The organism is Paenibacillus sp. S150 (genome assembly GCF_019352175.1).
Classification (GTDB): domain Bacteria; phylum Bacillota; class Bacilli; order Paenibacillales; family Paenibacillaceae; genus Paenibacillus_AQ.
In genome coordinates this window covers 1-12,536 of sequence record NZ_JACBYI010000021.1, presented here as the reverse complement: position 1 = coordinate 12,536, position 12,536 = coordinate 1, and the positions used below count along the sequence as shown (strand labels likewise).

At 53.0% G+C, this 12,536-nt stretch carries 13 protein-coding genes; 8 read left to right on the top strand and 5 right to left on the bottom strand.

Annotated features, from left to right (window positions below):
* Positions 1-119: 119 nt before the first annotated feature.
* Complete coding sequence (locus HYD27_RS18455) at positions 120-794, bottom strand: S-layer homology domain-containing protein (protein WP_219217602.1); 675 nt, start codon at positions 792-794, stop codon at positions 120-122.
* Positions 795-912: 118 nt separating this feature from the next.
* Complete coding sequence (locus tag HYD27_RS18450; protein ID WP_219217600.1) at positions 913-1,488, bottom strand: hypothetical protein; 576 nt, start codon at positions 1,486-1,488, stop codon at positions 913-915.
* Positions 1,489-1,827: 339 nt separating this feature from the next.
* On the opposite strand from HYD27_RS18450, the gene fur reads away from it, so the two are divergent.
* A complete protein-coding gene (gene fur / locus HYD27_RS18445; protein ID WP_219217597.1) occupies positions 1,828-2,301 on the top strand; it encodes a ferric iron uptake transcriptional regulator in 474 nt (157 codons plus the stop codon).
* A gap of 43 nt (positions 2,302-2,344) precedes the next feature.
* Positions 2,345-2,935: a TetR/AcrR family transcriptional regulator gene (locus HYD27_RS18440; protein ID WP_219217595.1), complete on the top strand. Its 591-nt coding sequence runs from the start codon at positions 2,345-2,347 to the stop codon at positions 2,933-2,935.
* Between the two features lie 78 nt (positions 2,936-3,013).
* Here the strand turns inward: HYD27_RS18440 and HYD27_RS18435 are convergent, their stop codons facing one another.
* The 3 genes from HYD27_RS18435 to HYD27_RS18425 form a co-directional block, all read right to left on the bottom strand.
* Positions 3,014-3,694 carry a TIGR00266 family protein gene (locus tag HYD27_RS18435; protein ID WP_219217593.1) on the bottom strand — a complete coding sequence of 227 codons (681 nt, stop codon included), beginning with the start codon at positions 3,692-3,694 and terminating at the stop codon, positions 3,014-3,016.
* Positions 3,695-3,988: 294 nt separating this feature from the next.
* Positions 3,989-4,186 carry a hypothetical protein gene (locus tag HYD27_RS32720; protein ID WP_219217591.1) on the bottom strand — a complete coding sequence of 66 codons (198 nt, stop codon included), beginning with the start codon at positions 4,184-4,186 and terminating at the stop codon, positions 3,989-3,991.
* Between the two features lie 37 nt (positions 4,187-4,223).
* Positions 4,224-5,057, bottom strand: coding sequence for an AraC family transcriptional regulator (locus HYD27_RS18425; protein ID WP_219217589.1), 834 nt, complete (start codon positions 5,055-5,057; stop codon positions 4,224-4,226).
* 327 nt (positions 5,058-5,384) lie between these two features.
* Between HYD27_RS18425 and HYD27_RS18420 the strand changes: the two genes are divergently transcribed.
* The 6 genes from HYD27_RS18420 (at position 5,385) to HYD27_RS18395 (ending at position 11,813) form a co-directional block, all read left to right on the top strand.
* A complete protein-coding gene (locus HYD27_RS18420; RefSeq protein ID WP_219217587.1) occupies positions 5,385-6,152 on the top strand; it encodes a sugar phosphate isomerase/epimerase family protein in 768 nt (255 codons plus the stop codon).
* Positions 6,145-7,242: a Gfo/Idh/MocA family protein gene (locus HYD27_RS18415; RefSeq protein ID WP_219217585.1), complete on the top strand. Its 1,098-nt coding sequence runs from the start codon at positions 6,145-6,147 to the stop codon at positions 7,240-7,242. Before HYD27_RS18420 ends, HYD27_RS18415 begins: the two co-directional genes overlap by 8 nt.
* A gap of 45 nt (positions 7,243-7,287) precedes the next feature.
* Positions 7,288-8,352 carry a Gfo/Idh/MocA family protein gene (locus HYD27_RS18410; protein WP_219217583.1) on the top strand — a complete coding sequence of 355 codons (1,065 nt, stop codon included), beginning with the start codon at positions 7,288-7,290 and terminating at the stop codon, positions 8,350-8,352.
* Positions 8,353-8,401: 49 nt separating this feature from the next.
* A complete protein-coding gene (locus tag HYD27_RS18405; protein ID WP_219217581.1) occupies positions 8,402-9,370 on the top strand; it encodes a sugar phosphate isomerase/epimerase family protein in 969 nt (322 codons plus the stop codon).
* Between the two features lie 5 nt (positions 9,371-9,375).
* Complete coding sequence (locus HYD27_RS18400; RefSeq protein ID WP_219217580.1) at positions 9,376-10,356, top strand: phosphotransferase family protein; 981 nt, start codon at positions 9,376-9,378, stop codon at positions 10,354-10,356.
* A gap of 386 nt (positions 10,357-10,742) precedes the next feature.
* Positions 10,743-11,813 carry an ABC transporter ATP-binding protein gene (locus tag HYD27_RS18395; protein WP_219217579.1) on the top strand — a complete coding sequence of 357 codons (1,071 nt, stop codon included), beginning with the start codon at positions 10,743-10,745 and terminating at the stop codon, positions 11,811-11,813.
* Positions 11,814-12,536: the final 723 nt, after the last annotated feature.

Below are 12,536 nucleotides of genomic sequence, written 5' to 3'. Positions count from 1 at the left end.
AGGACTGTCTGCTTTTATCGTGGAAGCCTGCTTTTGGGCCAGCCCCTTTGCGCAGGCAACTAGAGTAAGCTGCTCCTGTGGAATCGATCAACAATGAGCAGCTCATCTGCAAAAAATATTCAGTTCTGCGGAGCGCTGTCCGTTTTGGAGTTCAGGTACTCCAGCGCATTGTAGAGCATAACGGCTGCTTCGGCGCGGGTGATTTCTTTTTTCGGATTAAAGTTGCCGCTTGCATCCAGGGTGTTGATGTTGTATTTCAGCGAGCGCTGAATGCTGCCCTGGAAAGATGGCTCCAAAGCATCCGCATCTGCGATATCTGCAGGCACAATGTTGATCATTGGCAGGTTGCCGATTTTCTCTACGCCCTGGATCAGCAGGCTGGTGAACAATTCCTTGGTCATTGGCTTCGAGGGATCGATATCGGCGTCGATTTCAATGCCGTTGTAATGAGCGTTGACGAAGGCTTCCGCATACCAGGCGTTGTCTTTGACCTTGGTAAATATGCCGCTGGCGAGCGGTGCCTTGTTGAAATCGATAGCAGCAAGACTCAGCTGAAGGCCGCCGGAGATGAACTGTACGCCCTGGGCTGTTGTAACCTTGGAGCCGGGCATGAACCGGGTATCGGAGAAGCCCTTGATCAGGCCCTGCTCTTTCAGGGAATTTATTTTGTCCCTGCCGTTTACATTGCCAATATCCTTGAAGCTGCTGTCCGCGGCGAAAACGGGTCCGCCGAGCGAGAAGGTGAGGAGGGATAACGTTGCAATCGCTGCAAAAGCGCTGTTTTTGAAATTCATTTCATTTCCACCTCTGTCTGTAGGATGCCGGCCGCTTGGCCATGTTCAATCCTTCTAACGAAGCAGAAACTGGAAAGGTTGCAGGCAATTTAATTTTAGGTCCAAATTAGCTGCCGGCCTACATCGATTCCTGAAACAGCACATTGCGGTAGGGGTATTGGCTGAACCTGGTTTTGAACAGCAGAGCTGCGCCATGCTCTTCAATGGTTACCGACCTCAATGAAGCCGTTTTGACCAGCCCGCGCACCATGGCTGTTACGGCTTTGTTGTCCTTGCGGCGGATTGCGGCGGCAAAGCGCTCGGCAAAGCAGGGGCTGGCTGCAAGCTTCCGGTACAGCGGAATCACGGCCAGGGCCACACTCCGGTGCGCCTGCGTGCTGAAGGTGAACTGCACCATACCCGGCGGGATCGTCGTTCCATTCGTATAGAAGGCAACCGGCGGCGGAAAGGGGAAAGAGATGAAATAGCCGATTCCGTTCGTTCCGTAATTCTCTGTGCCAGCCAAGGCGGGTATATCCGCCAGCAGCTTGCCCATCAGGGCAAGATCTGCGGTAACGACGGCGGTGGACCATTGCCCGGCGAAGCTGCGGCTGGTGGCAATCTTTCGGTAAAACGGCAGCATGGATCTGCTGACCTGGCCCAGAACGCGGGCCGTCACCAGGCGCCGGGCTTTTTTAGGTTGTGCTTTTGCCATCCGTGTCATCCTCACTTCCATAACTCATCTGTTTCTATAAGGTATGGAAAGGAGGCGGCGGCCCGTATGGGCGGGTGCTCAGTCCACGGGAATATATATCGTAATCCTTATTTAACCGGGAAAATAATTCATCTGATTCATTCCATTGCAAGTGGGGTACAGAGTCCATTATGCCGTATTCTTGCCGTTTTTTTTTGATGCTTTGTGCTGAATTCCGCAAAGAGATGTTATAATGATGTCAGACCCTTTTCTTTGGGGGGCATTTTTGTTATGCTTAGTTCGTAACGATTACTAATTATAATCTCAGTTTTGCGCTTCCGGAAAGGTGGGAGACTTAAGGTGAATCCGATTGTTAATATCAGTCAGCAATTTGCTGCGCAAAATTATAAATTAACACCACAGCGTGAGGCCATAGTCAAAGTCCTGCTTGATAATGAGAAGGATCATTTAAGCGTGGAAGAGGTATACATGCTTGTGAAGAACAGCTATCCGCATCTTGGACTTGCGACGGTATACCGTACGCTGGAGCTGCTGTGTGAGCTTCATATTGTAGAAAAGATGAATTTCGGCGATGGCGTCGCCCGCTATGATCTGCGCGATGACGATCATGCCCATATGCACCACCACCTGATCTGCAATGTCTGCGGCAGGCTGGAGGAAATCAAGGATGATTGGCTTCACGAGCTGGAGCTCCGGCTGGAACGTGAATATGGCTTCAACGTCACCGATCACCGGCTCGATTTCAAGGGCACCTATAATTCATGCAAGCGAAGCGGCTGCAAAAGGGAAAAGGAATGCCAGGAGGTCTCATGAGTACGGCATCTGTTCCGATGGTCTGTCCTGCTAAAGAGCCTCCATGCCCAAAAGAGTAGATCACGGGGAACGCCGCAACCGCTTGGCTGAAGCTGCGTGGAGAATCATCCGCCGTGAGGGGCTGGAAGCCGCTTCGGTGCGTAATGTTGCCAAGGAAGCCGGCATGTCGCTTGGCTCGCTCCGGCATTATTTTGTGAGCCAGTCCGAGCTGCTGGCTTTCTCCATGAAGCTGGTGACGGAGAGGGGCTATGCCCGTGTAGGAGCCTTTCAATTCTCCGGTGACCCCCGCAAGGATGTTGAGAGTCTGATCGGCGAGCTGATGCCGCTGGACGAAGAGCGGAGGATTGAGGCGGAGGTTTGGCTTGCTTTTATCGGCAGAGCCGTAGCCGATCCGAAGATCCAGGCCTTGAAGCAGGAAGTGCATAACGGCCTGTATGAGGGTTTTCGCCAAATGATGGAGTTCCTGGTCTCGGAGCAGCTGCTGAAGAAAGGGCTGGACCTGGAGCTGGAGATCAAGGTGCTGCATGGCCTGGTGGATGGCCTGGTGCTGCATAATGTCATTCACCCGGCGCAGGTCACACCGGAGGAAATGGTCAAGCTGGTGGCTTATCATTTGGACCGGCTGATGGCTTAGCTGCACTTTCTGCATATCCCCAAAACGGCATTTCAAGAGTCCGCTGTCTGCGCTCTGAAATGCCGTTTTTATGGTTTGTCACGGTCTGGAAGGCACAAAGGATTTGATCCATGTTCCGAAGCTGCCCGGATTGCGGGATTGCACCAGCACCACGCCCTCGCCGCGGAACCGGCAGACCAGGGCCTCGCCGCTCGTCAGGCTGTTCAGCCAGCCGGAGGCTGCCTTTTCCACCTTGTAATCCATATAATCCGGCCACGCCACCAAATGTCCGTTGTCAATAATCATTTCCTCGCCCGGCTCCAGGTTGATCGCATGGATCGCTCCGAACGAAGAGAGGAATACGGTGCCGCTGCCGCTGATTTCAATAATGAAAAAGCCTTCGCCGGAAAAAAGCCCGCGCGTCAAATTCTGCATCTTTGTATTTACCTGAATGCCGTGGGTTCCGGCGAGGAAGCCGTCCTTCTGCACATACAGCTTGTACGATCCGTCCAGCTCGATGGCCTGAATGTCGCCAAGGGAGCCCGGCGAGAGCAGCACCTCGCTTGAACCGCGGGTTGCCGTCAGCTCCTGGAAGAAAAATTTCTCCCCGCTGAGCATTCTGCCCAGACCCCGCATCAGGCCGCCGTCCACGGTGCCTCTAAGCTCAACGTTTGGCGACATGGCGACCATTGCCCCCATCTCCGCCTTGACACTTTCGCCCGGATTCAAGTGCACCTTGAGCATGGCAAAGGCCCCTTCATACAGCACATCGTATTTCATTGAATTCTCCTCCGCATCCGTGAATTACAGGCTTTTCCAATGCTCCGCTGTTTTGCCCGCGAGCCGGGCAAGTTTGATTTCCTTGCGTATGCTGTATCAGATATACCCGTTCACATCAATGACCATAATTCCGTCTGGCCTCGTACCCATCAAGGATACTGTAACCGAACCTGCCAGTGCAAGCGCGCGGGCTGGGCCGGTTGATTATAATCAATTATACCGGGAAATGGCCGTGAGAATATGTTAAAATTAAAATACCGGCAGAGGGGATGAAGCCCTGCGCTGATCATTCAGTTAAAAAGGAGTGTAGCCCTCATGGCACGCACAAAAACGCAAAAAGCCCTGCTCAAGGCTGAACGCTCCGGCACCTGGTGCGCGGAACGGAACCGCAGGCAAAATGAGCATTTCGGAGCAATATCCCAGCATGTCCGGATCACCCCAAGCAAGCGGCAGCAATTGAATAAGGTCAAACACAAGGAGCGGATCTTTCAAGATGGCGCTCCTTGTGCATGTCCTGGGGAAATAATCACTAGGATAATGAAGTCATTTCTATTTGCCGGCTGTATATGCGGTATTGCTTGGGAGACATCCCGAAGCGTCCGCGGAACACGCGGTGGAAATAAGTGTAGCTGGCGAAGCCGCAGGTTTCGGAGACATGCTCCAGCGGCATGGGGCTGAAGGTGATCCGTTCCCGCGCCATATCGAGCCTGACGTCGTTGACATACTTGACAATTGTGGTGCCAAAAGCCTCCTTGAACAGATGGACCGCCCGGGAAACGGAAATATCCACATGCCCGGCCACATCCTCAAGCCGGAACGGATAGGCGGCATGCTCCTCTACATATTGCTTCATCCGGTAAGCCAGATAGCCTTTGGGCGAGACTGCGGGCTGCTCAGACATCAGCCTGTCGATTTCCATACAGAGAATCTGCAGATAACAAGCGGAAATCTCCGGTGAGGAGTCGGACAAGCGGCGCTGCTCCAGCACGAGCTGGCGGAAGAGGCCGAGGAAATAATCGCTGAGCGGCATGGGGAGAATCAGCGGGCGCTGCTTGCGGGTCCACCATTCCTCAATCCACGGGCCTCCGCAGAAGATATGGTAATCCCCGCTTTGGATCCGCGGCTTGCCGACGGGGAAATTCTCTTTGTCGATGCTTAAATTATAGGGGTCGCTTGGTGCAAAAAGCATGAGGTCGCCGCTCTCCACCGGGGTGACAACGCCGCCGATCATTGTCCGGCTGCGTCCTTCAGTCTGAAGGCGCAGAAGGTGATATTGGACACCTTCATTCTGGGACACGTGGAACGGCTTGCGGTGGAATGAGAAACCGGCCGACAGTACATGGCAGGGTGCAGAGTGTGTCATGGTTCCCTCCGGGTGATGTAGAATGGCTTTTAAATGATAAGCAGATTGTTCATGTTTTAATCATATTATTCATTTTATTATATACGCTTTCATATTACCATGGACCTAAGCAAAAAACATATAAATGATGTGGAGGAGGCTTTATAGCGGCTCTGAAAGCTACATAGGCTAACCAGTGGAAACCAAGGGGTAAGAAATACAGATATTGGACATTCAGGTTTTGCAGCCCTTTTGTTCAGGTGAAGCACAGAAAGTGGCTTTTCGGGAACGATAAGAAGCAGGAAAGAAGTTCAAATGAAATTCAGACCAAACAGGAGTGAGTCAAAGATGCTGAAGATCGGGTTGCAGCTGTACACGCTGAGAGAAGAACTGGAACAGGATTTCGAAGGAACATTGCGCAAAGTGGCGGAGCTGGGATACAGCGGTGTGGAATTTTATCATTTTTTTGGCCGGACGGCAGAGGAAGTAAGTGCGCTGCTTCAGGAAACGGGACTGGTTCCGCTTGGAGCGCACCGTCCGTATGATGCCATGCTGAATGATACCGAGCAGGAGATCAGCTTCAATCTGGCCATCGGCAACCGCAATCTGATTGTGCCTTATTTGACCGAGGAGCAGCGCAATTGGGAAGAGGCTGTCAAGGGATTGCGGATTATCGGGGAGAAATGCAACGCGCAGGGAGCAGTTCTTTCTTATCATAATCATGATTTTGAATTCACTGAGCAATTCGGCGGACGCACGGTCTTTGACGGCATATTTGAGGAAGTGCCTGCCGAGCTGCTGCAAGTGGAAATGGATACCTGCTGGGTATACTACGGCGGCTATGATCCGGTGGAATATATCCGCAAATATGCCGGGCGCCTGCCGATTATCCATCTGAAGGATATGAGGAAGCGTGAAGACGGCTCGGCAGAGACGGTTGTGCTGGGCGAAGGGGAAGTGAATCTCGCCGCAATTCTGGAGGCCGCTGATGCGGCGGGCGCGGAATGGGCGGTAGTGGAGCAGGATTATTGCAGCCGTTCGCCGCTTGAGAGCGTCGCGGACAGCTTGAAGTGGATAAAGGCTTATGCCAATCAAGGAGGAAAAGTTCATGTCTAACAAACTCAAAATTGCCATTATCGGTTGCGGTGGCATCGCAAACGGCAAACATATGCCAAGCCTGTCGCGTCAGAAAAATGCCGAAATGGTGGCATTCTGCGATATTATTGAAGAACGCGCCCAGGAGGCGGCCAAAACCTACGGTACTGAAGATGCAGCCGTATACACGGATTTCCGGGAGCTCCTGGCAGACGGCGGATTTGATATTGTTCATGTATGCACACCGAATGACAGCCATTCCGTGATCTCGGTGGCGGCGCTGGAGGCAGGCAAGCATGTCATGTGCGAGAAGCCGATGGCCAAGACAAGTGCACAGGCTCGGGAAATGCTCGATGCCGCACGCCGCACAGGCAAGAAGCTCTCCATCGCCTACCAGAACCGCTTCCGTCCGGACAGCGAATATCTGAAGGGCCTTTGCGAGAGCGGGGAGCTCGGCGACATTTATTACGGCAAGGCGATTGCGCTGCGCCGCCGCGCGGTTCCAACCTGGGGCGTCTTTCTGGATGAAGAGAAGCAAGGCGGAGGCCCGCTGATCGATATCGGCACACACGCGCTGGATCTTACATTGTGGCTGATGGATAACTACAAACCCCGCATGGTGGTCGGTTCCACGTTCCACAAGCTGGGGCAGAAGAAGAATGCGGCGAATGCCTTCGGTCCCTGGGACCCGGAGCAGTTCAAGGTGGAAGACTCGGCCTTTGGCTTTATTACGATGGAAAATGGTGCTACAATTTCCTTGGAATCCAGTTGGGCGCTGAATGTGTCGGAGTTCGGTGAAGCCAAAACCATGCTGGCGGGTACAGAAGGCGGCGCGGATATGAAGGACGGTCTGCGTTTGAACGGAGAACGCGCCGGACGCCTGTACGAGACCAAGGTGGATCTGTCCTCCGGCGGTGTAGCTTTCTACAGTGGAGCCGCGGAGACTGAAGCTGACCGCGAAGCCCGGCTGTGGCTGGAAGCGGTAAGTGAAGACAAAGAGCCGGTTGTTAAGCCGGAGCAGGCTTTTGTGGTGACGCAAATACTTGAAGCGGTTTATGAATCTGCGCGCACAGGCCGCGCGGTATACTTCGACGGAAGCTCTGGCAACTGATTGGAACAACCAGCAATATCTTCTACAGAAACAGGAGTGGAGACCATGAGTTCACAGAAGCATACTATCGCCATTGTCGGCTATGGCGGAATGGGAAGCTATCACACGCATTTGATTGAGGAAAGCGGCCGCCTTGAGGTGGCCGGAACGTTTGATCTGCTGCAGGAACGCCGCAGTGCTTCGGTGGAGGCGGGATATACCGCTTATGCCAGCTACGGGGAGGTTCTGGCTGATCCGAAGGTTGAAACCATATTGATTGCCACACCCAACGATGTGCACAAGGAAATCGCCCTCGCTGCGTTCAGGGCAGGCAAGCATGTGATCTGCGAGAAGCCGGTGGCGTTATCCTCGGAGGAGTTCAAAGAAATGCTTGAAGCGGCTGAAGCCGCAGGACGCATTATGATGGTCCATCAGAACCGCCGCTGGGATGAGGATTTCCGGGTCATCAAGGAAATGTATGACCACGGCACGATCGGCCCGTTGTTCCAGCTTGAATCGCGTGTGCACGGAGCCAACGGAATTCCGGGCGACTGGCGTCATGTGAAGGCGCAGGGCGGGGGGATGCTGCTGGACTGGGGCGTACATCTGCTGGACCAGCTGCTGTTCATGATTGACAGCAAGGTATCCAGTGTCAGCAGCAGCCTGAGCTTTATCCTGGGCAATGAAGTGGATGACGGCTTCGAGGCCGTGCTGCAATTCGAGAACGGCGTCAAAGCTGTTGTAGAGGTGGGCACCACTAACTTCATCACGCTGCCAAGATGGTACGTAAAGGGTACGGAAGGCACCGGGATCATTGAAGACTGGTCGCTGACGGGGCGGATTGTTACACGCAACCAGGAAAATGAAAGACTGGAGCCGACTCCAATCCGTGCCGGTGTGGGTCTGACGAAGACCATGGCTCCGCCTTCGGAGGGAGCCACAATCACCGAAGCGCTGCCGCCGGCAGCGGAGCTGTCCTCCGGCTTCTATGCCAACTTTGCGGATGTCATTGAGGGGACTGCGGTACCGATTGTCAAGAATACCGAGGTTCTGCGCGTGCTGAAGCTGATCGAAGCAATATTTGCGGCTGCGGAATCCAATCAGACCATTAAGGATTTTGACGAGTATTAATTTAATCCAAGAATCTTCACAATATTCAAGGACGAGAGGCGGCAGGGCAATGAAACTTGGAGTATTTATGGTGCTTTTCGGCGGTCGCAAGCTGGAGGACGCGCTGGATTATGTAGCTTCCAAAGGGCTGAAGGCGGTGGAAATCGGCACCGGAGGCAATCCGGGCAACAGCCACTGCGATCCCAAGCTGCTGCTGGAGAATGAGGCGGCACTCAAAGAGTTCAAGCATGCGGTAGAGTCCCGCGGCCTGACGGTCAGTGCGCTGAGCTGCCACGGCAATCCGCTGCATCCCCAGAAAGAGCTGGCCCGCAAAGATCACGAGGATTTCGTCAACTCCGTCAAATTGGCGCAGAAGCTTGGCGTTTCCGTTGTGAACACCTTCTCCGGCTGCCCGGGTGACCATGAGGATGCCAAATACCCGAACTGGCCGGTGGCTCCGTGGCCGAATGACTACCAGGAGATTCTGGCCTGGCAATGGGAGAACAAGGTGATTCCGTATTGGACGGAATGGGGAGCTTTTGCCGCGCAGCATGATGTGAAGATTGGCCTTGAGCTGCATGGAGGCTTCTCCGTGCATACGCCGGCTACATTGCTCCGTCTGAGAGAGGCTGCGGGAGAAGTGATCGGCGCGAACCTTGATCCAAGCCATATGTGGTGGCAGGGGATTGATCCGGTGCAGGCTATTCATATCCTTGGGCGCCAGGGGGCGATTCATCACTTCCACGCCAAGGATACCGTGATTGATCCGGTGAATGTGAATATGTACGGCTTGACCGACATGCAGTCCTACACGAATATGCTGGACCGTGCCTGGCAGTTCCGTTCGGTAGGCTACGGCCATGATGTAAAGGTCTGGGCCGATATCATCAGCGCACTCCGGTTAGTCGGATATGACTATGTGGTCAGCATTGAGCATGAGGATGGCCTGATGTCTATCGAAGAAGGATTCTCCAAGGCCGTGGACAATCTCCGCCAGGTGCTGATTGAAGAGCCTCTTGCCGATATGTGGTGGGTCTAAACCGGATGGAGAGCTTCACTAAGGTCAAACTGGATGACCAGCAGCTGAGAACCTTGGCAGAGGGCACATTTGGCAAAGACACAGCCATCATCAGCAGCAAGGAGCTGACGGGCGGATTTTTTAATACAGCCTATGATCTTGAATTAGCTGATGGCAGATCGGTGATCCTGAAGGTTGCGCCTGCCGAAGAGACTGAGACGCTGAGCTATGAAAAAGACATCATGCGTGCCGAAGTGGAAGCGCTCCGCCTGGTTCTTTCAGCCGGCGGCATTCCGGTTCCTGCAGTATACGGATTTGATGAGAGCCACAGGCTGATTCCAAGTCCGTATTTCTTCATGGAAAAGGTTGATGGTGAGCCATACATTGAGGTCAAGGACAGTTTTTCAGAACAAGTAAAAGCTTCCATTGAATTCGAATTGGGCCGTTATCAGCGCCTGATCAATGAAATTAAGGGAGAGCATTTTGGCCTGTTCGGAGAATCTTCAGTGGGAACGGGAAGAACCTGGCGGGAGACCTTCACGGCAATGATTCATAAGGTGCTTGACGATGGTGCAAGGCTGAAGGCCGTTCTGCCCGCTTCCTATGACAAAATCAGGCAGGGGATTGAGAGATATTTGCCTGCGCTTGAAGAGGTGACCGAACCGCGTCTGATTCACTGGGATCTGTGGAACGGCAATATCTTCGTCAGAGACGGCAGCATTGTCTCCATTATTGACTGGGAGCGTGCGCTGTGGGGGGATGTGCTGATGGAGTACTACTTCCGGCATTTCGAGAATTCTCAGGCTTTCTTGGAGGGGTATGGGACTGTATTTGACAGTCCGGGCGAGCGGCTTCGGATCAAGCTGTATGACCTCTATTTGGATCTGATTATGGTCATTGAATGCTATTCCCGGCAGTACAAGGATGAGAATCATGTGCGCTGGACCTTTGAGAATTTGCAGGAAACCTTGAAGGAATTTGTGGGCACGGATGAAGCAAATGTATAGAACAAATGGTGGAGGGCCGGTTCTCGCAGGAGAAGCCGGTCTTCTTCGCCTGTATATTGCAGCAGTGAATCCGCCGGGGATTTTGCTATGAACATGCGGTTCGTGTATATTCCGGGAGCAGGCGCCTTCTGCCGTCTTTTGAATGATCATATGGTCAGCTGGCCGGAGACCGCTGGCCGTGGCTGCTGGCTCCGCCGGTTATAGGAGATTTGATGAGGAGCAGGCAACGCTATAAGCCAAGATGAACACGCTTGCGGCGGCAGCGCCGGTTTTCAGAAAATTCTTGACGTAAGTATACAAAGATAGATAAAATAATACTTATTGCGTGCTTTTATGTGCCTGAGAATCATTATCGTAATTTGAAAAGAAGCAGAGAGGGTGACAGGATGGAGCGCCTTTTAGAGGTAAAAGACCTGGCTATATCATTCAGAACACGCGGAGGCGAGGTTCAAGCGATCCGCGGTGTAAGCTTTCATGTAAATAAAGGGGAAACACTGGCGATCGTGGGCGAATCCGGTTCCGGTAAGAGCGTAACTTCGCAGGCGGTCATGAAGCTGGTTCCCCAGCCTATGGGTGAATACAAGCGCGGGCAGATTCTGTTTGACGGGCAGGACCTGATCGGCAAAACTGAAAAACAAATGCAGAAAATCCGCGGTAAAGAAATCGGGATGATCTTCCAGGATCCGATGACCTCGTTGAATCCGATGATGAAGGTCGGCAGACAAATTACCGAGGTGCTGTTCAAGCACGAGAAAATCTCCAAGGATGCGGCATACAAACGCGCTATCGAGCTGCTTAATCTGGTGGGCATTCCTTCACCGGAACGGCGTTTTCAGCAGTATCCCCATGAGTTCAGCGGCGGAATGCGCCAACGTGTGGTTATCGCCATGGCACTTGCGGCGAATCCCAAGCTTCTGATTGCGGACGAGCCTACTACCGCGCTCGACGTAACGATTCAGGCGCAAATCCTGGATCTGATGAAGGATCTCCAGAAGAAGATCGACACCGCGATTATCTTCATTACCCATGACCTCGGGGTTGTAGCCAGAATGGCTGACCGTGTAGCTGTTATGTATGCCGGTCAAATTGTTGAAATGGGAACGGCTGAAGAAATTTTCTATGATCCAAGGCATCCTTATACCTGGGGCTTGCTGGCTTCCATGCCAAGCCTGGAGAGCAAAGGCTCGCTGCTTACTGCGATTCCGGGAACGCCGCCGGATCTGATCAAGCCGCCGAAGGGCGATGCTTTTGCCCTCCGCAGCACCTACGCCATGCAAATTGACTTGGAGAAAGAGCCTCCTATGTACAAGGTGTCGGATTCGCATTTGGTGAAGTCCTGGCTGATGCACCCGATGGCCCCGGCGGTCGAGCCGCCTGAAGTCGTGAAGAAGAGACAGCGTGTGCTGGGCAATGCGTATTCTGAACCGGTCCTGGTGGAGCATGCCAGCGAGTATTAATACTCAGCAGCCGGAGCATAATAATTCAATTCGCGTCAAGCCGTGAGCCGGCTTGGCGCTTTTTTTAAAAAGAGAATTTATATGCTTTGGGGTTCCCGCAAAGCACCTGAGTAAATCATCGAAGCCAAGTCCCCATTACTTTGGAAATAACTTTACGGATGAGGATAAGCGCTTAAAGGCCGCAAGAAATTAAACGCAACAAAATCTACCCCCATTTCCATCATCTGTGGTGCCTCGTCAGCGGCATGGATGGCTTTGTGGGGTTATTTTGCGTAGGATATACATAGGCTTTTGGAGTGGCCGCTCCGTGAACGGAGCGTTGTTCCGATAACTGTGCTCTCCAGATTTTTTTCATTCCCCTTAGCGGTGAAAATCCGGAGACCCAGGCGGCCGCGGCCGCTGTTCCGCGGGTCCGTCCGCTCCGCTGTTTAAGCGGGAGACGGTTCTGTAATCTTAAAAAAAACACAATAAAGAAACTTAATGTATAGGAATGGAACCGGCGAACCTGAACAAGCTGATGGAACGCAAGGGAGAGGTTCATAGGGGACTGAAGCGAAGTGTAAAAAGTAACACTAATGGGCTGGAATTTTGGCTTCAACGGGCTTTAGTGGGATTTTGTACACCTAATGGAGGCCCGCTCCCCCCAAATGCCTGATATCAGCCGGATTAGTTGTACTTTTTCCCACTAGGGATGTTCCGGTATCCGAATGCGCTACTTTAGTT

Bases quoted from the DNA above. Each gene is read 5' to 3' on its own strand.
- HYD27_RS18435 (WP_219217593.1), bottom strand. From the start codon at position 3,694: ATGAAATACGATGTGCTGTATGAAGGGGCCTTTGCCATGCTCAAGGTG.
- HYD27_RS18415 (WP_219217585.1), top strand. From the start codon at position 6,145: ATGTCTAACAAACTCAAAATTGCCATTATCGGTTGCGGTGGCATCGCA.
- HYD27_RS18420 (WP_219217587.1), top strand. From the start codon at position 5,385: ATGCTGAAGATCGGGTTGCAGCTGTACACGCTGAGAGAAGAACTGGAA.
- HYD27_RS18455 (WP_219217602.1), bottom strand. From the start codon at position 794: ATGAATTTCAAAAACAGCGCTTTTGCAGCGATTGCAACGTTATCCCTC.
- HYD27_RS18450 (WP_219217600.1), bottom strand. From the start codon at position 1,488: ATGGCAAAAGCACAACCTAAAAAAGCCCGGCGCCTGGTGACGGCCCGC.
- HYD27_RS18410 (WP_219217583.1), top strand. From the start codon at position 7,288: ATGAGTTCACAGAAGCATACTATCGCCATTGTCGGCTATGGCGGAATG.
- HYD27_RS18425 (WP_219217589.1), bottom strand. From the start codon at position 5,057: ATGACACACTCTGCACCCTGCCATGTACTGTCGGCCGGTTTCTCATTC.
- HYD27_RS18440 (WP_219217595.1), top strand. From the start codon at position 2,345: ATGCCCAAAAGAGTAGATCACGGGGAACGCCGCAACCGCTTGGCTGAA.
- HYD27_RS18405 (WP_219217581.1), top strand. From the start codon at position 8,402: ATGAAACTTGGAGTATTTATGGTGCTTTTCGGCGGTCGCAAGCTGGAG.
- HYD27_RS18400 (WP_219217580.1), top strand. From the start codon at position 9,376: ATGGAGAGCTTCACTAAGGTCAAACTGGATGACCAGCAGCTGAGAACC.
- HYD27_RS18395 (WP_219217579.1), top strand. From the start codon at position 10,743: ATGGAGCGCCTTTTAGAGGTAAAAGACCTGGCTATATCATTCAGAACA.